20 protein-coding genes are annotated in these 24,114 nt (G+C 47.8%); 16 read left to right on the forward strand and 4 right to left on the reverse strand.

Translation table 11 applies throughout. The features are described from left to right. Positions 1-88: 88 nt before the first annotated feature. A complete protein-coding gene (locus QWZ05_RS14090) occupies positions 89-2,587 on the reverse strand; it encodes a penicillin-binding protein 1A (protein ID WP_290299020.1) in 2,499 nt (832 codons plus the stop codon). Positions 2,588-2,725: 138 nt separating this feature from the next. Between QWZ05_RS14090 and pilM the strand changes: the two genes are divergently transcribed. From pilM to fdhF, 13 genes are all read left to right on the forward strand, one after another. Then, the gene (pilM, locus tag QWZ05_RS14095; RefSeq protein WP_290299021.1) at positions 2,726-3,703 is read left to right on the forward strand and encodes a type IV pilus assembly protein PilM; all 978 of its coding nucleotides are present in this window, start codon (positions 2,726-2,728) and stop codon (positions 3,701-3,703) included. Continuing rightward, positions 3,693-4,298 (forward strand): PilN domain-containing protein, encoded by a 606-nt coding sequence (locus QWZ05_RS14100; RefSeq protein WP_290299023.1) that lies wholly within the window; start codon positions 3,693-3,695, stop codon positions 4,296-4,298. The genes pilM and QWZ05_RS14100 overlap by 11 nt, the downstream gene beginning before the upstream one ends. Further along, entirely contained in the window at positions 4,291-4,881 is a 591-nt protein-coding gene (locus tag QWZ05_RS14105) for a type IV pilus inner membrane component PilO (protein ID WP_264874377.1), read from the forward strand. Before QWZ05_RS14100 ends, QWZ05_RS14105 begins: the two co-directional genes overlap by 8 nt. After that, positions 4,871-5,386, forward strand: coding sequence for a pilus assembly protein PilP (locus tag QWZ05_RS14110; RefSeq protein ID WP_290299026.1), 516 nt, complete (start codon positions 4,871-4,873; stop codon positions 5,384-5,386). The genes QWZ05_RS14105 and QWZ05_RS14110 overlap by 11 nt, the downstream gene beginning before the upstream one ends. Before the next feature lie 48 nt (positions 5,387-5,434). Next, entirely contained in the window at positions 5,435-7,117 is a 1,683-nt protein-coding gene (locus QWZ05_RS14115) for a type IV pilus secretin PilQ (protein ID WP_290299029.1), read from the forward strand. A 201-nt stretch (positions 7,118-7,318) separates the two neighbouring features. After that, a complete protein-coding gene (gene aroK, locus QWZ05_RS14120) occupies positions 7,319-7,837 on the forward strand; it encodes a shikimate kinase AroK (RefSeq protein ID WP_264874374.1) in 519 nt (172 codons plus the stop codon). 28 nt (positions 7,838-7,865) lie between these two features. Next, positions 7,866-8,966 (forward strand): 3-dehydroquinate synthase, encoded by a 1,101-nt coding sequence (aroB, locus tag QWZ05_RS14125; protein ID WP_290299031.1) that lies wholly within the window; start codon positions 7,866-7,868, stop codon positions 8,964-8,966. Positions 8,967-9,011: 45 nt separating this feature from the next. Beyond that, positions 9,012-10,481: an AAA family ATPase gene (locus tag QWZ05_RS14130; RefSeq protein WP_290299032.1), complete on the forward strand. Its 1,470-nt coding sequence runs from the start codon at positions 9,012-9,014 to the stop codon at positions 10,479-10,481. A gap of 106 nt (positions 10,482-10,587) precedes the next feature. Beyond that, positions 10,588-11,424, forward strand: a complete 837-nt coding sequence (locus tag QWZ05_RS14135; protein ID WP_290299034.1) for a Dam family site-specific DNA-(adenine-N6)-methyltransferase — start codon at positions 10,588-10,590, stop codon at positions 11,422-11,424. Between the two features lie 74 nt (positions 11,425-11,498). Next, complete coding sequence (rpe, locus tag QWZ05_RS14140; RefSeq protein ID WP_264874370.1) at positions 11,499-12,170, forward strand: ribulose-phosphate 3-epimerase; 672 nt, start codon at positions 11,499-11,501, stop codon at positions 12,168-12,170. A 193-nt stretch (positions 12,171-12,363) separates the two neighbouring features. Then, positions 12,364-13,044, forward strand: coding sequence for a phosphoglycolate phosphatase (locus QWZ05_RS14145; protein WP_290299037.1), 681 nt, complete (start codon positions 12,364-12,366; stop codon positions 13,042-13,044). Positions 13,045-13,160: 116 nt separating this feature from the next. Then, positions 13,161-14,177 (forward strand): tryptophan--tRNA ligase, encoded by a 1,017-nt coding sequence (gene trpS, locus QWZ05_RS14150; RefSeq protein ID WP_264874368.1) that lies wholly within the window; start codon positions 13,161-13,163, stop codon positions 14,175-14,177. Positions 14,178-14,422: 245 nt separating this feature from the next. Then, complete coding sequence (gene fdhF, locus QWZ05_RS14155; RefSeq protein ID WP_264874367.1) at positions 14,423-18,622, forward strand: formate dehydrogenase subunit alpha; 4,200 nt, start codon at positions 14,423-14,425, stop codon at positions 18,620-18,622. 65 nt (positions 18,623-18,687) lie between these two features. On the opposite strand, the gene QWZ05_RS14160 is transcribed toward fdhF, so the two are convergent. From QWZ05_RS14160 to epmB, 3 genes are all read right to left on the reverse strand, one after another. Continuing rightward, positions 18,688-20,007, reverse strand: a complete 1,320-nt coding sequence (locus QWZ05_RS14160) for an anaerobic C4-dicarboxylate transporter (protein ID WP_264874366.1) — start codon at positions 20,005-20,007, stop codon at positions 18,688-18,690. 229 nt (positions 20,008-20,236) lie between these two features. Then, the gene (locus tag QWZ05_RS14165; RefSeq protein WP_264874365.1) at positions 20,237-20,755 is read right to left on the reverse strand and encodes an MgtC/SapB family protein; all 519 of its coding nucleotides are present in this window, start codon (positions 20,753-20,755) and stop codon (positions 20,237-20,239) included. An 80-nt stretch (positions 20,756-20,835) separates the two neighbouring features. After that, positions 20,836-21,858, reverse strand: a complete 1,023-nt coding sequence (gene epmB / locus QWZ05_RS14170) for an EF-P beta-lysylation protein EpmB (RefSeq protein WP_290299041.1) — start codon at positions 21,856-21,858, stop codon at positions 20,836-20,838. A gap of 33 nt (positions 21,859-21,891) precedes the next feature. Here epmB and efp point away from each other — a divergent pair, with 33 nt between their 5' ends. From efp to rraA, 3 genes are all read left to right on the forward strand, one after another. Then, a complete protein-coding gene (gene efp, locus QWZ05_RS14175) occupies positions 21,892-22,458 on the forward strand; it encodes an elongation factor P (RefSeq protein ID WP_264874363.1) in 567 nt (188 codons plus the stop codon). A gap of 119 nt (positions 22,459-22,577) precedes the next feature. After that, a complete protein-coding gene (locus QWZ05_RS14180; protein WP_264874362.1) occupies positions 22,578-23,510 on the forward strand; it encodes a 1,4-dihydroxy-2-naphthoate polyprenyltransferase in 933 nt (310 codons plus the stop codon). A 74-nt stretch (positions 23,511-23,584) separates the two neighbouring features. Then, positions 23,585-24,100, forward strand: a complete 516-nt coding sequence (rraA, locus tag QWZ05_RS14185) for a ribonuclease E activity regulator RraA (RefSeq protein WP_264874361.1) — start codon at positions 23,585-23,587, stop codon at positions 24,098-24,100. The last annotated feature ends 14 nt before the right edge of the window (positions 24,101-24,114 follow it).

Genomic DNA, 24,114 nt, shown 5'->3' on the forward strand with positions numbered 1-24,114 from the left:
CCCTCCCCTTGATAAGGCGAGGGGACTAATGCAAAAAAGCCCAAATCACAGATGTGATTTGGGCTTTTTAATATCAATAGGTTATTCGCTAAAACAGCTCTTCACCATCGCCATCTGAATAGATGTTGCCAGAGCCAGCGCTTGGAACGAAGTCTTTTGGCTCTGTCCCTTCTTCGAAGTATTCGAACATCGATGAGCCATCAAACTTGTTGGTCAGCAAACCGCTGTTGCGATCGATACGTACACGCACGATGTTTTTGGGAATATCTTTGCGATGCTCAGGTACGTCAGTGAGGGCGACATCCATAAAGTCCACCCATGCAGGCTGCGCTGTTTTTGCGCCTGCTTCAGCGCCCGTGACTTGGTCTTTACCGAGGTTTTTATTGCTTGAAGTACGACCTAGTTTACGAGTATGGGTATCAAAGCCAACCCAAGCGGTGGCGACAACGCCAGGGCCATAGCCATTATACCAAGCATCTTTCGAGTCATTGGTCGTGCCTGTTTTGCCGCCAATATCGCGACGTTTCAAAGCTTGCGCACGCCAACCCGTGCCATTCCAGCCAGTGCCTTCACGCCAGTTACCGCCACCCCAAACGTTGCTGTACATCATTTCACGCATTAAAAATGCGGTTTGTTCAGAAATAACTTGTGGAGCGTATTGAGACTCAAGATCTTGCTCTTGGAACTCATCATCGACAGCTGTTGTGCAATCTTGATGGCAGATAGTCAGAGGCTCTGCTTGGAACTCTAAATCGCCATATGGCCCTTCAACACGCTCAATGTAGTAAGGCTCTACGTAGTAGCCACCATTCACAAAGACGGAGTAACCTTGCGCCATTTGTACTGGCGTTAGGCTGCCAGCACCCAGTGCGATCGTTTCTGAGCGAGGTAGGTCAGCTTTATTGAAACCAAAACGAGTCAAGTAATCACGAGTCTCATCAAGTCCTACGCTACGCAGTACGCGAACGGCCATAACGTTCTTTGACTGTGCAAGACCAATGCGCACGCGAGTTGGGCCTGTGTAGGTTGGCGGTGAGTTCTTTGGACGCCATGCGGTGCCTTGGCTCTTGTCCCACTGGTTAATTGGCGCATCGTTGACTAGCGTGGCAAGCGTCATACCGTTATCGAGCGCTGCTGAGTACACAAATGGCTTGATACTAGAACCTACCTGACGAACAGATTGAGTAGCGCGGTTAAACTTGCTGTGAACAAAGTTAAATCCGCCCACAAGTGACGTTACCGAGCCATTTTCTGGGTTCATTGCGATAAAGGCGGTATTTGCTTCTGGTACTTGGCTTAAGCGCCAGATTGAAGCCGGCTCTGGATTGTCTTCCGTCGCAGGTTGCTCTTTCTCTCTTACCCAGACCATTTCGCCAGCCGCCATAATCTCTGAAGCGGTTTTCGGTGCAGCACCTTGACGGTCATCGTTAATGAATGGGCGTGCCCACTTCATCTCATCCCAACTGATGGTTTGAACGTCACGGTTCTTAACTTGAACCTGTGCGCTGTCTTTATCCACTGATATCACAACCGCTGGGCGTAAGTCACCATAGATAGGGTGTGGACGCAAAAAGCGTTTGATCTCATCACTAGAGAGTGCTGGCTGCCCTTCCTTCCATGCCGATTCACGCGCGCCGCGATAGCCGTGGCGCTCGTCATAGGCGTACAGGTTTTCAATAGCAGCATTGTGCGCAGCTTCTTGAAGCTTTGAATCAACCGTAGTGTAGATATTCATGCCAGAGGTGTATGCATCTTCACCATAGCGTTCCACCATCCATGCGCGTGCGAGTTCTGCTACATATGGTGCACGAAGCTCTATTTCTGCACCGTGGTATTTCGACATCATTTCTTCATTGCGTGCATCATCGTGCTCAGCTTGAGTGATATAGCCTTCTTCGAGCATACGCATTAGGACGATATTACGACGACTGGTGGCACGCTCTGGCGAGTAGATAGGGTTCATCGTCGATGGTGCTTTTGGCATACCAGCGAGTGTGGCTATCTGAGCCAAGCTCAGATCTTGCAGGTCTTGACCAAAGTAGGTCTGTGCAGCCGCGCCAAAGCCGTATGAGCGGTAGCCAAGGAAGATCTTATTAATGTAGAGCTCAAGGATCTCTTCTTTAGTCAGCAACTGCTCTATTTTCATCGCCAAGAAAATCTCTTGGATCTTACGCATGATTTTCTTTTCGTTAGAAAGGAAGAAGTTTCGCGCTAGCTGCTGAGTAATGGTACTTGCACCCTGTTTGGCACTGCCTGACATCGCAACGACGAGCGCCGCACGGGTGATACCGATAGGGTCAACCCCATAGTGGGTATAGAAACGACTATCTTCAGTGGCGATCAGCGCATCGATGAGCTCTTGAGGAATGTCCTCATACTGGACTGGAATACGTTTTTTCTCACCGAACTGAGCTATCAGCTTGCCATCTTTACTAAACACCTGCATCGGTGTTTCGAGTTCAACGTGACGAAGTTCATCAACGTTAGGGAGATCTTTTTCCACGTAAAAATACATGGCAAAAATTGCACTGACTCCAAGAATCATGCAAACCAATGTGAAAACAAATAGTCGCTTTATGAATTTCACCGAAGAATCCTTGATTTGTTAAGGCTGCCTAGCAGCAAACCCTTGTACTCTAAGCCAAAAACCAGCTCTTTGCTAATTATCGCTCAAATTAGCAGCAAAAGAAAAATCTTACTGGTTTTAACAAGGGAGCATTAGAGCATGGGTATGTCACTGATCACGGGTATAGATATTGGCCGCCATAGTATCAAGGCTGTCGTCGTAAAGCCCGAAAAACAGCATTTCACAATTGTCGGCTTTCATGAGCTACCCGTGAGCGAGGCGGTATTTTCCGATAACTACACGCTCAATTATCAAGATAGTGTCAAGAAACTTAAAGATCTAAAGAAAAAGCTTCCTTGGTTTAGCCAACGCGCTGCCATAGCGATACCAGACAACGCAGTAATCAGCAAAATCCTGCAAATTGATGCGTCTATTGAACAGAGCGAACAAGAGTTTGCGATCCATCAGGCGTTTTCCTATCAATCTCCGTTTCCGATAGAGGAGCTGTGCCTTGACTATGTTTCTTCAACTACGCCAAGTAACAGTGCGACACGCGCTTTTCAGGTGTATGCCAGTAAAAAGGAGGTGATTGAATCGCGTCAAACCGTTGCAGAAAAGGCGGGGTTTAAGCCACACGTTATGGATATTCAGGCGCATGCGTTACTCAATATCGGTCAATATGCGATGAAAAAACACGGCAAATCGTGGCTATTAGTCAACATCGGCCACCTGCAATCAACCATGTGTATAGCGGGTGAGCAAGCTTTCTATAAAGACATTCCTTTGGGTATCGCCACCCCTTCAGGGCAAGGAAAGCAGAGCTTATCTGACGATCCGTTAGCGTTCAGTCGGCAGTTGAGTCAGCGCTTGCAGCGGCAGCTGCAACTGCTACCAAATGGTCGTGTTCAATCTATTGACGGAGTATGGCTTACTGGTGGAGGGGCTTACCATGCACTCATTGAAGAGCAGCTGCAACAAGCGATGGATTTACCCTGTGAAAGGCTTGCACCATTTTCACTTTGTCAGGTTAAGCCGAAATTGAGTACTCATGCGCTTGACGGTCAACATCAATATGCCGTGGCTTTAGGGGCTGCGATAGGCGCTCGCCAGTGGGAGAGTCAGCATTATGCAGCCTAGTATAAACTTACTGCCTTGGCGAGAGTCTCGTCGCCAGCAGCATCGACAGCGCTTTTTTCAATTGGTGGTATTAGCCCTGCTGTTGGCTGGTGGTGGGCAATTTGCCTTAGGGAGATATGCCGATGAGCAGCGTACTCAGCAGCAAGCGCGTTTACACTATTTGCAGCAGCAAATTGATGTGATTGACCAACGTATCAAAGCGATGAAAGTGACGGAAGAGGAGCACAAGGCACTGCTGACTCGTTTGGACGTGGTGGAGAAATTACAGCAAAGGCGCAATAAAACCACCGACTTTATGAACCTCGTCCCGGGGTTAATTCCTGAAGGTGTTTACGTTGATAAGATAAAGATGAACGGCGTCGAGGTCGAAATAACCGGTATCAGCGACAGCACGGCACGATTAGCAACCATGCTCGATAGTCTAGAAAAGTCATCGCAACTCACCAATGTAGAGATGCACTCTATTGTTCATGGCAAGCCGCGGTTTGGTAAAAAATACCAGACCTTCAAAGTCTCTTTTGAGCTGAACTTCAAATCCGCACCGTCTATCTCAAATCGAACAAATGTCACGCAACAGGGGGTAAGCCATGGTTGATGTTCGAGATCTTGAGCTGGACGAGATTCCTGAATGGCCATTGTGGGCGCAAGGCGTCGCCCTCATACTATTGATTGCCACACTGCAAGGTGTCGGTTATTGGTTCTACCTTGCGCCAAAACATGAGCAGGTGAATCATCTAAAGCAGCAAGAGCAAACCCTCAAAACGACGCTGAGAATAAAAGCCAACAAAGCCGCGGCTCTGCCTAAAATTAAAGCTCAACTTGATGAGCTTCAGCAACGATATGATTACCTTTCTAGTCAACTCCCTGTGCAAAAAGAGCTCGCGAGTATGCTTGCCTCCGTCAATGACAAAGGTTTAGAAAACGGCCTGACCTTTACACGCATCGACTGGGGAGAAAAGCAGAATCAAGCATTCCTCTATCGATTGCCGCTCAATATCGAGCTGACGGGGACTTATCACGATATCGGTGAGTTTTCTCAAGCGATTGCCGAGCTGCCACGCATCATTAATTTTGATGATGTGGACTGGCAGCGGGTCAGCCAAGAGAGCAGCACGTTGCACTTTCGCGTAAGGGCATACACCTACCAATTTAAGCCGGAGGTGCAGGATGAAAAGTAATTGGCCTACGGTAACCCTAATGCTCATTTCATTGCTCGGTTGTAAGGCAAATCAAGAGTCACTGCAAGACTATGTGCAGCAGGTAGAGCAACGTGCTTCAAACGAGATACAGAGTTTGGCACCGGCGATGGACTTTCGTGCTTCTATCTATTCACAGCGGCAAGCCCGTCAACCTTTTGTGCTGCCTCAGGCGGCCTTGGTGCTTGACCAACCCACGGTGAACCGTGACTGCTGGCAACCTGCAGTGCGACGTAAAAACGGCAAACTTGAGCGTTATCCACTATCAAAGTTGAAATTACGTGGCGTGATGGGCAGTGGTGGCGAGGTATCGGCTCTGATTCAAACCCCACAGGGTAATGTGCTCAAGATCCACAAGGGTCAATACATTGGCCTCAACAATGGCAAGGTGACGAAAGTCGCGAGTAACCGACTGGTGATAAAAGAGACGATGCCTGACGGGCTTGGGTGCTGGAACACACGCACAGTCACACTGGCATTGAAATAGATTCGGCGATACGCCAAACACATTAAAACTAAAGGATGAGTTGTCACAATGAAGAGTTGTATTTTCCGTATCTGGCTGGTCTGCCTTGCATTTCTATGGGGGCCACTAGCCCTGGCAGACGCTGCGAATCAACTGCAGAGTATCGATTTTCGCTTAAATACGGATCGAGACGCATTAGTGATTGTTGAGCTAGCTTCACCCTCAGTGGTGGTGGATCTGCAAAGAACAGCACAAGGCTTGAATATCGAGTTGCTAAAAACAGATGTCAGCAGTGACAAGCTGTATCTACTCGATGTGAAAGATTTCTCGAGCGTGGTAGAGAGTATCGAGGTGTTTCGTAATGAGCCTAGCACCCGTTTGCTGGTGTCGATGCAGGGGCCATATCACTATGAATACCGCTTAAAGGGCAAGTACCTTGAAGTAACGATCAGCGAGCAGAAAGAGCAGCAGATCCATACTCCAAACGCGCTTGAGAAAGAAGGCAAGCTGATATCGATTAACTTCCAAGATATTCCTGTACGCAACGTGCTGCAATTGATTGCGGACTACAACGATTTCAACCTTGTGGTTTCGGATTCTGTTTCTGGCAACCTGACGTTGCGCCTTGATGGCGTGCCTTGGCAGCAGGTGCTCGACATTATTCTTCAGGTTAAGGGGCTAGATAAGCGTGTTGATGGCAATGTCATTTTGGTGGCACCAAAAGCAGAACTCGATTTGCGGGAGCAACAGCAACTGGAGAAAGCCCGTTTGGCGGAGGAGCTTGGTGAGCTCACCTCTGAAATCATTAAAGTCAATTTCGCCAAAGCTTCAGAGATTGCGGAGATGATTGGTGGGCAAGGGGCGATTAGCATGCTCTCTGAGCGTGGCTCTATCAGTATTGATGAACGAACCAATTCTCTATTGATTCGTGAGTTGCCGGAGAACATAGAAGTCATTCAAGAAATTGTCAGTTCGCTTGATATCCCAGTGAAGCAGGTACAAATAGAAGCGCGCCTTGTATCAATTAATGAAGGGGATATGGATGAGTTAGGTGTGCGCTGGGGGTTCACCTCTACTAACGGCAATAATACTGTCGGGGGCAGTATCGAGAGCAACTTGTTTCAAAAGGGCCTGCTTGATGAAGATACATTGCCAATAGAAGACTTTCTTAATGTCAACCTGGCGGCAACATCGACTAATGCCTCCTCTATCGCGTTTCAGGTTGCGAAACTCGGTTCAGACACCTTACTCGATTTGGAGCTATCAGCCCTTCAGCGAGAATCAAAAGCCGAGATTATCTCAAGCCCTCGATTGATTACCACCAACAAGAAGCCCGCTTATATAGAGCAGGGCACGGAAATCCCGTATTTGGAGTCCTCATCAAGTGGCGCAACGACAGTTGCATTTAAGAAAGCGGTGTTAAGTTTGAAAGTGACGCCGCAGATCACGCCGGATAATCGTTTAGTGCTCGATTTGAGTGTGACCCAAGATAGACCGGGTGAAGTAGTCAAAACTGGCACCGGCGAGGCGGTCGCCATCAATACCCAGCGAATTGGTACTCAAGTATTGGTTAATAATGGTGAGACCGTGGTGCTGGGCGGCATATTCCAGCACAGCGTGACCAACTCAACCGATAAAGTCCCACTGTTGGGGGATTTACCGCTGCTGGGAACGCTGTTTAAACGCACTTATGAGCAGTTTGGTAAAAGCGAATTACTCATCTTCGTCACACCTAAAGTCGTGGTTCAATAACTCGGCTTTATTGGAATTCGATCATTAATTCGAGCAACAGGAAAAATAAATTTGCATTAGTGGCACCATATCTAGATAATTTCGGGTCTTATCACGTCTGTCTGTGAGGAATTGGTGCTACAAGAGGGCAATATGCGAGCTCTTATAAAGAGGGTTCTTGTAGCGATGTCATTGATTTTAAAGTTGTAAGTTACTGCTAACATGGCTGAAAAACGAAACATATTTCTTGTTGGACCTATGGGCGCGGGCAAAAGCACAATCGGCCGCCACCTAGCTCAACAATTACACATGGAGTTTATTGACTCCGACACGGTTATCGAAGAACGCACTGGTGCGGATATCGCATGGGTTTTTGATGTTGAAGGCGAAGACGGTTTCCGTAAGCGCGAAGAAACGGTGATCAACGATCTTACTCAAGAACAAGGTATCGTACTGGCAACGGGCGGCGGCTCTGTTATCAGCAAAGAAAACCGTAATCGTCTTTCTGCTCGCGGTATTGTTGTTTATCTAGAAACGACTATCGAAAAGCAGCTAGCGCGCACTAACCGCGACAAGAAACGTCCATTGCTACAAACGGACGATCCGCGAGAAGTGCTTGTATCGCTAGCCGACGAGCGCAACCCACTTTATGAAGAAGTATCGGACTACACAGTGCGTACTGACGATCAAAGTGCAAAAGTGGTAGCCAACCAGATCGTAAAAATGCTAGAAGAACGTTAATACGTTTTATTTTTAGCGGAGAACAACCATGGAACGGATTACGGTCGAGTTGGGCGAACGAAGCTACCCAATCTCAATTGGTGCCGGATTATTTGATGATCCGGCTCAACTCTCTTTCTTATCTTCTCAAAAATCTGCCAAACAAAAGGTTGTGGTGATCAGCAATGTCACGGTAGCCCCACTGTACGCGGATAAAATACTCTCTCTTCTTGAGCAGCAAAACTGCGACACTGCGTTACTGACTCTCCCTGACGGTGAGCAGTACAAAAGCCTAGAGACCTTCAATAAGGTAATGGATTTTTTCATCGAGGGTAACTACGCTCGCGATGTTGTCGTCGTGGCCCTTGGTGGTGGTGTGATTGGTGACTTAGTTGGTTTCGCCTCAGCGTGTTATCAACGAGGCGTCGATTTTGTCCAAATCCCGACCACACTATTGTCGCAAGTAGACTCGTCGGTTGGTGGCAAAACCGCCGTTAACCACCCGCTGGGTAAAAACATGATTGGTGCTTTTTACCAACCACAAGCGGTGCTGATTGATACCAACTGCCTCAAAACCTTGCCTGAGCGTGAGTTTGCGGCCGGTATTGCCGAAGTGATTAAGTACGGCATTATCTATGATGCAGACTTTTTTGTTTGGCTGGAAGAAAACCTAGACCGTCTATACGCACTTGATGAGCAAGCACTGAGCTATGCGATTGCACGCTGTTGTCAGATCAAAGCGGAAGTGGTGGCTCAAGATGAAAAAGAGTCTGGCATTCGAGCACTGCTCAACCTTGGCCACACCTTCGGTCATGCGGTTGAAGCAGAGCTAGGTTATGGTCAATGGCTGCATGGTGAGGCGGTATCCGCTGGGACGGTCTTGGCGGCGAAAACCGCATTGATGCAAGGCTTGATTAAACAAGCGGATTTTGATCGTATCTTAAATCTGTTGAAGCGTTCAAAACTGCCGGTTCAAACCCCTGACTCTATGAGCTTTGAAGATTTTATGACGCACATGATGCGCGATAAAAAAGTCTTAGCGGGTCAATTGCGCCTGGTACTACCAACTTCGATTGGTACTGCAGAGGTGGTAAAAGGTGTTCCAGAAGCCATTCTTGAGCAAGCAATCGACTTTTGCCGTCAGGTATAATCGATTTGCACCACATAGGTTATAGCGAGTAAGGCTGATAACGCGATGCGCGATTCTCGAGTGTTAGAACTGGATTCACAGGGAGATCTGTTAGAAAGGCTCTCTTTACTGACTCGTTTTGGCTCAAACCTTGTGGTCGTGGGTGGTGCACAAGGAGCAGGTAAAACTTGGTTAGCGCAGCGCTTTTTAGAGGTGTGGGCGCAAGAGAAGAACCAAGCTTTACTGCTTTGTCATCCAAATCAAACTGAAGATCAGCGCCGCGCTTCATTAATGGAGCAGTGGTTTCCTAAACAGGGCTTCTACACCAATACTCAGCTTGCCGACAATCTCGAGCAGATTTTAGAGGGCGAGCCTTGTGATCTCATTTTGGTCATCGACGATGCGCATTTACTTTCAGAACAGCTGCTTAGTGAGCTATGGTTACTAAGTGTTGCTGCTAATCAGCGCAGTGATTGGTCCATCAACATTGTGTTGATGGCACACAATAACAGCGTAAATCCTCTGCTAAAACGGTTGAGCTATGGGCAAGATCTCAAGCCGATCGAATTGGATATCGACCAGCTTGCTGAACCAGAGGCAGAACGTTTCTTTGAATTTTTAGTTATGCGTTATGTTGAACCGGATATGGAAAAGCAGGTTCGGCAGTCATTTGCAAAAGTGACACGTTATCCGGGAGAGATTATGGCACTCGCAGCTCAGAAAAAAGAGAAGACCGTTATCGTTCGTTCGATAGTGGGTTCACCTCGCACACTCATCCTTATCGTATTGCTGTTGCTGTTATTGATAGCAGGCGGATATTGGTGGTTGAGTCAGCAAAGCTCACCAGATGATAACCGTGCTCGTATCGAGTCGATGGTCGAGCAAACGGTAATTCCAACACTGCCTGAGTCTTCGGCGACGGGCTCGCGAGTTGAGCGTGCAGACCCAAGCTTCGCAGAGGCGGAAGATGATAGTGCGTCGCTGCCACAAGCCGTCACAGATTCGACAGCAACGGTAGGCATTGATGATAGTGAACGCCGTGTGGTGATTACCTCAGATGTGGTCGATGCTTTGCTTGACGAGAGTGCGACATCAGAAACGATTCCAGAACTGAAAGAGCTTGAAGAAACGGTGATTCAAGAGGTAGCTCCAGAGGAAACCACTATTGCGACCCCAGAGCTTGCGCCGGTTGAGCCAGAGGTGGTTGAGCAGCCACCACAAACTCAGATTAACTTCTCTTTTGCACGAGAGGAGCTGTTAGCATACTCTCCCCGCAGTTACACGCTGCAACTCGCTGCGCTCAATACCCTTGAAGAGGTTCAGCTGTTTATCGATGAACACCCAGTTGACGGTGAAGTTCGGATTTACCCTACGCTGAGAGATGACGTAAAGTGGTTTATCGTCACTTTTGAAAATTACCCTACGATTCAAGCAGCGAGAGATGCGGTTGTCACGTTACCGAATGAGGTTCAGCAGTTGAGCCCTTGGGCCAAAGCGATGGCTCAAGTTCATCGCGAAATAGAAACGGCGAACTAATTTTAATCATGCTCCCTAGCGCCGATTCAAAGGTTACTTAGGGTGGTAAATATGTTACATTCCGCAGCCTAATTTTTTAGTGTCAGAAAATACAACAGAGCAGTAGATGAAAAAGCAGCGCGCCTTTTTAAAATGGGCTGGTGGAAAATATGGTCTGGTTGAAGATATTCAACGTCACTTGCCAGATGCGCGCAAGCTAGTCGAGCCGTTTGTTGGTGCCGGCTCTGTATTTTTGAATACCGACTTTGACCAATACCTGTTGGCTGACATTAACCCCGATCTTATCAATCTGTATAACCTGCTTAAAACGGATCCAGAGCTTTATATCTCAGAGTCAAAGCGTTGGTTTACCCCAGAGAACAATCGCAAAGAAGCTTACTTAGATATTCGCGCTCAGTTTAATCAAACTGATGATGTGATGTACCGCTCGCTTGCTTTCTTGTATATGAACCGCTTCGGCTTTAATGGCCTGTGCCGTTACAACAAGAAGGGGGGCTTCAACGTTCCATTTGGTTCTTATAAAAAGCCGTATTTCCCTGAGAAAGAGCTGGAGTTTTTTGCCGAGAAAGCGAAGAAAGCGATGTTTGTTTGCGAGGGATATGTAGAGACATTCAAACGCGCTCGCAAAGGCTGTGTTGTGTATTGCGACCCGCCGTATGCACCACTTTCTAATACTGCCAATTTTACCTCTTATGCCGGTAATGGGTTCTCGTTAGATGATCAAGCGGCATTAGCGGATATCTCGGAAAAGACAGCACTAGAGCGAGACATCCCTGTACTGATTTCAAATCACGATACAACGTTAACGCGCCGTCTTTATCACGGTGCAGAGCTGAACGTAGTGAAGGTGAAGCGCACTATCAGTCGTAATGGCGCCGGTCGCAACAAAGTCGATGAGCTTCTAGCGCTGTATAAAGCGACAAACGAAACCCCGTCGAATTAATCGTTTGCTCTCATACCTTGGTTAGGTAGAATGGCGCGCAACTCTTAACCGCCGTTCATCCATCGAGGTTCGTAATGAAAGACTTCCTAATTGCTCCATCTATCCTATCCGCTGATTTTGCTCGCCTTGGCGAAGATGTAGAGAAAGTACTTGCTGCAGGCGCAGATGTTGTTCACTTTGACGTGATGGACAACCACTATGTACCTAACCTGACATTCGGTGCACCTGTGTGTAAAGCGTTGCGAGATTACGGCATTACAGCGCCAATCGACGTACACCTGATGGTGAAGCCAGTTGATCGTATTATTCCTGACTTTGCTAAAGCTGGCGCTTCAATGATTACTTTCCATATTGAAGCCTCTGAGCACGTTGACCGCACGCTGCAACTGATCAAAGAGCATGGCTGTAAAGCTGGTGTCGTGTTGAACCCAGCTACACCGCTGAGCCACCTTGAGTACATTATGGACAAGGTGGATATGATTTTGTTGATGTCAGTTAACCCAGGTTTTGGTGGCCAGTCATTTATTCCAAATACGTTAGATAAACTGCGCGCAGTGCGTAAGATGATTGATGAGTCAGGACGCGATATTCGCCTAGAAATCGATGGCGGCGTGAAAGTCGACAACATCAAAGAGATCGCAGAAGCGGGTGCAGATATGTTTGTCGCAGGCTCTGCTATCTTTAGCCAGCCTGATTACAAGCAGGTTATTGATGAGATGCGTGCGGAGTTGGCGCAGGTTAAATAACTAAGATCCCCTCCCCTTATCAAGGGGAGGGCTAGGGTGGGGTTAATGTTTCTATTAATTTAGCCGTGCGTAAGTTGGTGGAGATTAACCCCCTCCCGGCCTCCCCCTTGAAAAGGGGGAGGAGCAATAGCAAGAGCTTGTTTCCTCCTGTTATCTGGGGAGGAATAAGCACTCACAATTTCAGGGAATTCGAATGAACAACATCAAACTCATCGCATTTGATTTAGATGGGACTCTTTTAGATAGCGTACCCGATTTAGCGGTCGCTGCGGATCAAGCTGTCCAAGCGCTGGGCTACCCGTCGGTCACAGAAGAGCAAGTGCGTGATTATGTGGGTAATGGCGCTGACATTTTAATTGGTCGTTCATTGAGTCAAAGCCTAACTGTTAGCTCAGAGCTTTCTCCAGAGTTACGCGCCGAAGCGCGTGAATTGTTTGATGACTTTTATGAGAAGACCAGACACAAGCTCAGCCACCTGTACCCTCAAGTGAAAGAGACACTTGCAGCACTGCATGAAGCGGGTTTTGTTCTTGCACTGGTAACTAACAAGCCATCAAAATTTGTTCCTGATGTTTTAGCCAAACATGAGATTGAACAGTACTTTACTGATGTTATTGGTGGAGATACTTTTCCAGAGAAAAAGCCGAACCCAATCGCGCTCAATTGGTTGATGGAAAAACATCAAGTCACACCTGAGCAAATGCTGATGGTCGGCGACTCGAAAAATGACATTTTGGCTGCACAAAATGCGGGCTGTTACTCGTTTGGATTAACCTATGGATACAACCATGGCGAGCCAATCAGTAAGGTGAACCCACACCATGTTGCAGACACTGTCGCTGAAATAGTTGACCTAGTTTTAGTTTCTGCGTAATTACAACGAAACTACTAGCAAAATACTTGTTAATAAGTACACTGACATAACCGTGTGGGGAGAACTCACACGGTTTTTTCATTTTATTAGATTAAGAAGTCAAAGGAATTATTCCCATGAGCAAACCCATCGTATTGAGTGGTGTTCAACCATCAGGTGAACTAAGTATCGGTAACTACTTGGGTGCTCTACGTCAATGGCAACAGATGCAAGATGATTACGATTGCCAATACTGTGTCGTAGACCTTCATGCCATTACGGTTCGTCAAGATCCGAAAGCACTGCATGAAGCGACTCTCGATGCACTAGCAATCTGTCTTGCAGTTGGTGTTGACCCTAAGAAGAGCACGCTATTTGTTCAGTCACATGTACCAGAGCACGCTCAACTTGGTTGGCTTCTTAACTGTTACACCCAGATGGGTGAACTGAATCGTATGACTCAGTTTAAAGACAAGTCTCAGCGTTACGCGAACGATGTGAACGTTGGCCTGTACGATTACCCGGTATTGATGGCTGCTGACATCCTGCTTTACGGTGCACACCAAGTGCCAGTGGGTAGCGATCAGAAACAGCACCTTGAGCTGGCGCGTGATATCGCAACACGCTTTAACAACATCTACAGCCCTGAGCAACCTATCTTCCAAGTGCCAGAGCCGTACATTCCAACCGTGAATGCGCGTGTAATGAGCCTGCAAGATGCGACGAAGAAGATGTCTAAGTCAGATGATAACCGTAAGAACGTGATCACTCTGCTTGAAGAGCCGAAGTCAATCATCAAGAAGATCAACAAGGCGCAAACAGACACAGAGACACCGCCGCGTATCGCGAATGATTGGGAAAACAAAGCGGGCATCTCTAACCTAATGGGTCTTTACTCTGCAGCAACCGGCATGAGCTTTGAAGAGATTGAAGCGAAATACCAAGGCGTAGAGATGTACGGTCCATTTAAGAAAGATGTCGGCCAAGCGTTGGTAGAAATGCTTGAGCCAATCCAAGCGGAATACCGCCGCGTTCGTGAAGACCGTGCTTACCTAGACGCTGTAATGAAAGAGGGCGCAGAAAAAGCATCAGCTCGCGCAGCAGAAACATTGAAGCAAGCCTATGCGGCCGTGGGTTTTGTTGCCCGTCCGTAGTCTTCGCTGTCGTTAATGAGTTTAAAGGCCAGCATTGCTGGCCTTTTTTGATCCTACCTATCCGTTATTAATAAATGACTCATTCCTCCAACCAGTCAAATAAATTGTCTGACAATTGACCATTTTCGCTTTATCCATAGTAAGATTGTGGAATAACAATGCCGCCCAGTTGTCGGGCGAGTATTGATAAAAAGGACAATAAAAAGGCTCAGAGAATAGAGCTATTCAGTGCTTAGGAGGCACGTATGATACAAATTGTGATCGATGGAAAATATCGAGTCGTTGAAGAAGGGCTTACACTACTCGAAGCCGCAAAAGTCTGCGGTGTAGAGATTCCATCTCTTTGCGGTGCAAACAAAACCGATGAAAAAATCCCCTGTGACCTGTGTGTGGTTGAAGTTGAAAGTGGTGGTGTAAAACGCTCATGTGAACTTGATGTTTACAATGGTTTGAGTGTAGTGACTCAATCTGATTACTTGAGTGAGCATCGCCGAAAAGCACTAAACCGCATTATGGAAGACCACTACGCTGACTGTGAAGCGCCGTGTAAAACGGCTTGCCCTGCGGGTGTGGATATCCAGTCTTATCTGTACCATATTGCGCAAAATGACCACCAAAAAGCCATCGAAGTGATTAAGCGCACTCTCCCTATGCCGCTCTCGATTGGCCGTGTGTGCCCAGCATTTTGTGAGACTGAATGTCGTCGTGGTTTAGTCGATGACTCCATTGCGATTCGCCAGCTCAAGCGCCATGCTGCAGATGCAGATTTGGCCGCTCAAGAAGCTTACGTGCCAGCGAAAAAGCCGTTGAATGGGAAGCGTATTGCGGTAGTTGGCAGTGGCCCTGGTGGACTGACGGCAGGTTATTACTTATCGAATGAAGGCTATGAAGTCACCGTGTTTGAGTCGATGCCTCACGCGGGTGGTTGGCTGCGCTACGGTATCCCTGAGTACCGTCTACCTAAGAGTATTCTTGATAAAGAAATTGAACTGATGTGTCGCAATGGCATGCAGGTAGAGTGCGGTAAAAAACTGGGTGAAGACTTTACCTTATCTTCATTGAGTGAAGATTATGATGCGGTGTGTCTTGCTGTAGGCGCATCGAAAGCGGTAGAGATGAATTATACCGGTAGTGACCTTGACGGTTGTTACCTCGGTGTCGATTACCTAAAAGACTATGTGACCGAGAAAACATATCGAACAGGTAAGAAAGTCGCCGTCATTGGTGGCGGTAATACCGCGATTGACTGTGCGCGAACCGCTGTACGTGATGGTGCCGACACCACGCTGATTTACCGTCGTACGCGCGCAGAAATGCCGGCTGAAGATTACGAGATTGAAGAAGCTGAACATGAGGGGGTCAAGTTCCACTTCTTGACTAACCCAGCAGAAAACATCGCAGATGATGAGGGGCGTGTTAGCGCGATTCGCCTTGAAAAGATGGCGCTCGGTCCTGCTGACGCTTCGGGTCGTCGTAGTCCCAAAGCAACGGGTGAGTTCTTCACTGAAGAGTTTGATACCGTGATTGCCGCCGTATCACAAAAGCCAGATTTGAGCTTTATGGATGAAGAAGCGCTGCAAATCCCGCTTACTCGCTGGAACACGGCTGATGTTAATCCAGATACGCTGCACACGGGAACCGGTAACATTTTTAGTATTGGTGATTTTCGACGTGGCCCAGCAACTGCTGTAGAAGCTGTTGCCGATGGACGCATTGTGGCGCAGGCGATTGATCGTTTCTTTGATGGCAACATGGAGCAGATCCCAGTTACGCCATTTAATGCTCGTAAGGGTAAATCTGTTAAGCAGGTAGATCCTGAGCAGTTCTCACGTATCCAAACAGTCGCGCGTAAGATCATGCCAGAGCTGACGAGCGCGCAGCGTGAGCAGAGTTTTGCTGAAGTTGAATTAGGCTTTGACAATCACGAGGCGATGGCTGAGGCCGCTCGTTGTTTAGAGTGTGGCTGTCAGGCGAATACCAATTGTGATTTGCGTGATTACTCAACCGAATACAGTGCCGAACAATCTTTTGATGGCGCGGTGGAGATTCAGTCGAATGCGGAATGGCAAAACTTAAGAGGCAGTGATAACCGCCAGAAGTTTGCCATTGACGACAGCTCTGAGTTTATTGTGTTTGATGCAAACCGCTGTATTAGCTGTGGTCAGTGTGTGCAAGCTTGCCGAGAGCAATCGGTGCATGGCGTGCTGAGCTTTATGACCAACAAAGATGGTCGTCCGGCTTCTCGTCCTGAGTGTCGTCCGAACTTTGGCCCAAACCAAACCTTGATGGGTGATTCAGCTTGTGTTCAATGCGGTGCGTGTATTCAAGTCTGTCCGACGGGCGCAATGATGGATGGTCGCGACCGAGCGCAGGGCCGCATCGAGCAACTGAAAGTTGTTGATACTATCTGTACCTACTGTGGTGTGGGGTGCAAGGTTAGCATGCACGTTGATGAAGCTACTAACCAGGTTCGTTATGTCAAAGGTGGTGACTCACCAGTGAACGAAGGCATGCTGTGTGTTAAAGGCCGCTTTGGCTTTGACTTTATCGGTAGTGACGCGCGCCTTACGACTCCTCTTATCCGTAAAGACGGTTGGCTGCAGCCAGCTTCATGGCAAGAAGCGATTGATTTGGTGGCAAGCAAATTCAGCTCAATCAAACAGACGTTCGGCAGTAATGCTCTGGCGGGATTCTCTTCAGCAAAAACCACTAATGAAGATAACTATGCGTTCCAGAAATTCATTCGCCGTGAATTAGGCACCAACAATGTCGATCACTGTGCTCGCCTGTGTCACGCCTCAACAGTGACAGGCCTAGAGGCATCGCTAGGCAGTGGTGCGATGACCAATGATATTCCGAGTATCAAACACTCAGACGTGATTTTTGTCATTGGCTCAGATACCACGGCAGCGCACCCTATTATTGCTTCACACATCAAGCAGGCAATCCGCCACCATGGCGCACGCTTGATTGTTGCGGATCCAAAGCGTATTGAATTGGCTGATCATGCCGAGCTTTATCTAGCGCAGCGCCCAGGAACTGACGTGATGCTGATCAATGGTGTGATGCAGCAGATCATCAAAAACGGTTGGTATGACATGGAATACATCGAAGACCGCGTTGATGGCTTCGATACGCTGCTGCAAGAGGTGATGTCACCAAACTATGCCCTTGATAAGGTTGAGTTGGTTACAGGCATTAAAGCTGAAGACATCTTTGCTATGGCACGTACCATCGGCACGGCGAAGCGCACCGCAGTCTATTACGCCATGGGTATTACTCAGCATACGACCGGGCACGACAATGTGCGCTCTATTGCTAACTTGCAGTTATTGTGTGGCAACATTGGTATCGAAGGGGGCGGTATTAACCCACTGCGTGGTCAATCGAACGTACAGGGTGCGTGTGATATGGGGGCGCTGCCAAATAACTTCCCTGGCTACCAAAAGGTGTACAACCCGCTTATTCATCAGAAGTTTGCGATTGAGTGGGATGCGCCTCACTTGCCGACAGAGACTGGCTTGACCCTTACGGAGATCATTGATGCCGCCTGTAAGCGCGAAGTTCGTGGTTTGTATGTGATGGGCGAAAACCCGGTGCTAAGTGATCCAAACCAAGCGCACGTTCTTGAAGGTCTTGAAGCGCTCGATTTCCTAGTGGTGCAAGATATCTTCTTAACAGAAACAGCGCAGTATGCGGATGTGGTTCTGCCTTCATGCTCATTTGCTGAGAAGTCAGGGCATTTCACTAACACAGAGCGCCGTGTTCAACGCTTAAATCCAGCAGTGAATCCACCGGGTGAAGCCAAAGAAGATTGGGTGATCATTCAAGAGTTAGCTAATGCGATGGGCGGTAATTGGCACTATGAACACGTGAGTGAAATTACCAATGAGATCGCGCGAGTTACACCTCAATATGCGGGTTTGCGTTGGGATGCGATTCCAGCCGATGGTATGCAGTGGCCGAGCAATAAGAACAATCCGCAAGGCACGCGTATAATGCACCAAACGCAGTTCACTCGTGGGCGTGGTCAAATGGAGGCGATTCCATTTAGATACGCGGCGGAGTTGCCAGATGAAGAGTATCCGTTGATTCTTACCACTGGGCGAATCCTCGAGCAGTTCCATACTGGCACAATGACGCGTAAGACCAAGGGGTTAGATAACCTTGCGGGCCCACGCGCGATGATCAGTGTGGCGGATGCGGAAGCGATGGGCATTGGTAATGGCGAAATGCTGACGATATCCACTCGTCGTGGCTCGATTGATATTGCTGCGTTTGTGACTAAGCGCATGCAAACCGGGGTGGTGTTTGTGCCATTTCATTTTGCAGAGTCGCCAGTCAACAAACTGACCAATACCGCGAAAGACCCACACGCTAAAATTCCTGAGTTTAAGGTAGCTGCAGTGAAAGTAGAGAAGAAGGTAACCGAACCAGTTGCTTAATCTCACTCTCTAAAATGACAAAGCCAGAGCATTGAATGCTCTGGCTTTTTTACATCTTTAAAGGGCTAGTTGATTGCCATTGAGATGACATAACCCACACCAGTCGCGGTAACTACACCAATGAATCCCGGCAGCAAGAAGCTGTGGTTCAAAACGTACTTACCGATTCGCGTTGTGCCAGAGCGGTCAAATGAGATAGCCGCTAGGTCACTTGGGTAGAACGGGAAGAAGAAGTACGCATAACAGGCTGGTAGCACACCGATGAGTACTGGCGCAGGGATCCCCATTGCAAAGCCAAGAGGCAACATGATGGTCAAAACCGCCGCCTGGCTCTTTAGGAACACAGAGACAACAAACATGGCAATCGCGAATGTCCATGGATGCGCAGCCACAATATCACTCACAAGGCTAATCAAGTAAGGCTTGTGGAAACCAATGATCGTGTCACTCATCCAAGCGATACCAAAGATGATGATCACCGCCGTCATACCGGCAATAAATACGTTACTGTGGACGATTTTTTTCGGCTCAACCTTAGTGACCAGCAAGATGATGGCACCGACAGAGAGCATCAAGAACTGAATCGCGACAGACATATTCACGCCATCAGGCAGCAGGGACAAGTCTTTACCAAACATCGCGACAAAGATGACGGTTGCGATACCAGCAAGGAAAATCATCAAGCCACGCTTAGCCGTAGGGGCGATACCACCCTCACTTGAGCCTTCCTCTACATCAATAAGTTGTGCTTTGAATTCTGGATCTTTACAGCGCTCGATAAACTCTTGGTCTTGGTCAAGATCTTTACCGCGTTTCAAGCTCCATAAACACCCGGTCAAAACACCAATCAAGGTAGCAGGGATTGTCACCATCAAGACGTTAACTAGGCTAATGTCGAGATTGTTGTCAGCGGCTGTTGCCATAACAACGGCGGCCGCTGCAGCGATAGGGCTTGCTGTGATACCCATTTGCGAGGCTATCGTCGCCATAGCCATAGAGCGCTCGGGGCGAATGCCTTTTTTGTAAGCCACATCGTAGATAACCGGCAGTAGTGGGTAAACCGAGTGACCGGTACCGACAAGCACGGTTAGAGAGTAAGTACACAGTGGGCCAAGGAAGACAATCTGATTTGGGTGCTTGCGCAGTAAGCGCTCGGCAAAACGCACTAAGAGCTTTAGGCCACCAGTAGCCTCTAAGGTTGCAGAGGCAGCGACAACTGCGAGAATAATCAGCATCACACTGATGGGTGGGGTGCCAGGTGCCACACCAAAGACAAACGCGAGGATAGAGACCCCGAGACCACCTAATAGGCCGAAAGCAATGCCGCCATGGCGAATACCAATGAATATGACGGTGAGCAATAACAGCATATGTACGTAAAACATAATCGCATCTCCAATGAGTTATTTTTCTTCATCGTATCGGAGAATGGTGTGCTGGAATGTGAGCCAACATGCTTATTGTGTGCCACATTTTTGTCATCTGGTGCTTCATTGTTTTCGGTCAATAATCGTGATGCATTGGCATTAATTAATTGATATTTGTGATATTCATGGCAATACGCTGTGTTACTTCTTCAAACGTCCGTGTTTGAATTATTTGGGTGACGGTTCGCTATTCTGACTTGTCGAGCGAACGAGGCACCTTCGTTCTTGTCTTGCGATGCAATTGAAACTTTTGATGAACCCCACGGCGCAGTGCCTTAAATTGGTTTTCCGCTTTGTCGACCCCCAACAGCACAATTAAAGCGAGTGCGGTGAGTACGATAGACTGATGCCAATAGCCTAGCCCTATCGTCATACCGAGTGCCGCAAGCAGCCAGATTATGGCAGCGGAGGTGACACCGTGGATCTTGCCATCGCGCGTCATCATCACGCCTGCACCTAAAAAGCCCACGCCGGTAATGATTTGGCCGAGAACTCGAGCATGATCCAAGCTGTTGATAGACAGAGATCTTGCTAAAGTCATAAACATGTAGGTGCCTGCAATGATTAAGATCGAAGTGCGAATACCGACAGGTTTGCCGCGTGTTTGGCGCTCGATACCGATCATTAAGCCATTGATGGCACAACACATCAGTGCCATCCACTCAAATGGTGCGATATCGATAATGTTTGAAATGAGATGATCCATACTGGCCCCCTAATAAAAGAGAGCGAGTATGGGCGGATTATCTTACAGGGTTAAACGAAATATATTTGTCGATAAGATAACTATTCAAGATGCAGGTCGAGTGGGGTTTTACTTTTCTTACCGCTCTGCTCTCGGGTCAACTTTGGCACAAGGTATCCAGAGACTTGCTCGATTAATCCCGCCATAATCTTGCGTGCGTTGTCATCACTGACATAAAAGTGCGCAGCTCCTTGTACTTTATCAAGCACATGCAGGTAATAGGGTAAGATTCCGGCTTCAAATAGGCGGTTGCTTAGCGCGACTTGTACTTCAACAGAGTCGTTGACTCCTTTGAGCAGTACCCCTTGATTAAGCAGAGTTACACCGCCCTTTTTTAGATGCGCCATTGCGGACTCAACACTGGCGTCTATCTCATTGGCGTGATTGATGTGTGTCACCATCACAATCTGCAAACGGGTTTGCTCTAGTAACTCACACAATGCATCGGTAATTCGAGCAGGCAGAACCACAGGTAGGCGAGTGTGTATGCGCAGACGTTTAATGTGTGGGATTTGCTCTAGCTGTTCAACGAGCCATACCAGTTCATGATCTTTTGCCATCAACGGGTCGCCACCCGACAGGATCACTTCATTGAGCTCTTTGTGATCATTGATGTAGTTGAGGTTTTCTTGCCATATTGATTTGCTTCCCTTGTTCTCTTGATAAGGGAAGTGGCGACGAAAACAGTAGCGGCAGTTCACGGCGCAGCCCGATTTTAGGATCATCAATACGCGGTTGCGGTACTTGTGCAATAGACCTGGTTGTTGATTATCTTGCTCACCCAGAGGGTCAGTGACATAGCCGCTTGGCTGATCAAACTCTTCAGCAACAGGTAAAACTTGGCGCAATAGCGGGTCATGGATGTTGCCTTTTTCCATTCTTTCTACAAAACTCAAAGGCACTCTTTGTGCAAATAAAGAGCGTGCGGCAAACCCTGATTGCCATGGCGTGGGATCAATATCGAGCTGTTCTAGCAGTTTTGTCGGATCAGAGATCCCATTAGCTAGCTGTTTGAGCCAGTTTTGCTCAACAGAATCGACTTTTCGGGTTATGATATGCGGCATTAAATTTAACTCGAAGAATGGTAAGAGGAAAAAATGGCTACTGTTAGCACGAATGAATTCAAAGGCGGTCTTAAAATTATGCTTGATAACGAGCCTTGTGTCATTCTCGAAAACGAGTATGTAAAACCAGGCAAAGGTCAGGCTTTTAACCGTGTTAAAATCCGTAAGCTGCTTTCTGGTAAGGTTCTAGAGAAAACATTCAAGTCTGGTGAGACCGTTGAAGTTGCAGACGTTCTAGATACAGACCTAGACTACCTATACAGCGATGGCGAATTCTTCCACTTCATGAACGCTGAAACGTTCGAGCAAATCGCAGCTGACGAAAAAGCAGTGGGCGAAAACGCAAAATGGTTGGTAGAAAACAACACATGTATGCTGACACTGTGGAATGGTAACCCAATCGCAGTAACCCCACCAAACTTCGTTGAGCTAGAAGTGACTGAAACTGATCCTGGTCTAAAAGGTGATACACAGGGTACAGGTGGTAAGCCTGCGACACTAACAACAGGTGCTGTTGTACGTGTGCCTCTATTCATTCAAATCGGCGAAGTGATCAAAGTTGACACTCGTACGGGTGAATACGTTGGTCGTGTGAAGTAATCACACCACAAGTATACAAAGAAGGTCGCTTTTAGCGGCCTTTTTTCGTTTAGAGACCTGTGACACAGATTTATCCTGTGACAGAATACGATTTAATAACAACTGATTGATTTAGCTTCATGACTCAAACATCGTCACCAGCAACACTGTCTGTATGGTTTAGTGCTGCAAGACCTAAAACGTTGCCTCTCGCGCTAACCTCTATCATTACTGCCAGTGCTTTGGCATACAGTGAAGGGGTTTTCTCACTGCCTGTCGCCTTGCTTGCGCTTCTGACGGCGACCTTATTGCAGATTTTATCGAATCTTGCCAATGATTATGGTGATGCAGAGAAAGGCACGGATAATGAAAATCGCGTTGGCCCGATGCGCGCGGTTCAATCTGGGGCGGTCAGTCTTGCGACGATGCGTAAAGCGATAGCGATCAACGTGCTTCTAACCATCGCTTCAGGTTTGGCTCTGGTCACTTACTCTCTTGATTCTCTGCATAACGTGATTGTGTTTTGTGGCTTAGGTATCTTGGCGATTGGCGCTGCAATTGCCTATACCATGGGCTCAAAGCCTTATGGTTATGTCGGCTTGGGTGACGTTTCAGTGTTTACCTTCTTTGGTTTGCTTGGCGTGTTAGGGACCTACTTTCTGCATACCGGTACACTTTCAGCGATGACCATCTTGCCGGCGATCGGCTGTGGCTTACTCTCTGTTGCGGTGCTCAACGTGAATAACATGCGCGATATAGAGAATGATGCCGAGTGTGGCAAGCGCACAGTGGCAGTGCGATTGGGCCTTGAGGGCGCGAAACGCTATCATTATGTTTTGGTGATTTCAGGTATCGCGAGTTTGATGGTGACTAATCTTGTGCTGGCAACACCCGTATGGCTGCTGACGGCTTGGTTCATTGCACTTGTTGTGACGCGCGGTCATTTGCGCGTAGTCCAGCAGGCCAAACAGGCACGTGAACTGGCCCCCCAACTGCCGCAGATGGTGAAATGTGCACTAGTCTCAAACTTAGTATTTGTTTTGTTGACTATTTTTACCCTATTTGTGAGCTAGAAAACTGACCGTCATTGCAATGACTTGTTGAGGCGATATACTCGAAATAGGCTCATTGGACAGAGAGAACCGCTATGGAATACAACACATCTGCACTATGTGATATTTATCTCGATCAAGTTGACGTGGTTGAACCGATGTTGACTAACTTTGGCGGCTGTGCCTCTTTTGCTGGCCAAGTCAGTACGGTTAAGTGTTTTGAGGATAATGGCATTATTCGCGATGTGCTTGAGCAAGATGGCGAAGGGCGTGTACTTCTGATTGATGGTGGTGGTTCTTTACGACGTGCGCTTATCGATGCTGAAATCGCCGCGATGGCGGAAGAGAATGAGTGGGAAGGTATTGTTGTTTACGGCTGTGTCCGTGAAGTGGATGAGCTTGAAGATATGAATATCGGTATCCATGCTTTGGCTTCTATCCCTGTAGGCTCAAACCAAGAAGGTATCGGTGAGATGGATGTTGCGGTTAACTTCGGTGGTGTCACGTTCTTGCCTGAAGATTACCTCTACGCAGATAACACGGGCATTATCTTGTCGCAAGAGCCGCTCGATGTTGACTTTGAAATCGATGAGGAAGAAGAGGAAGCCTAGTCCCTCTCTATTTG

Source organism: Vibrio agarivorans, assembly GCF_030409635.1.
Lineage (GTDB): Bacteria > Pseudomonadota > Gammaproteobacteria > Enterobacterales > Vibrionaceae > Vibrio > Vibrio agarivorans.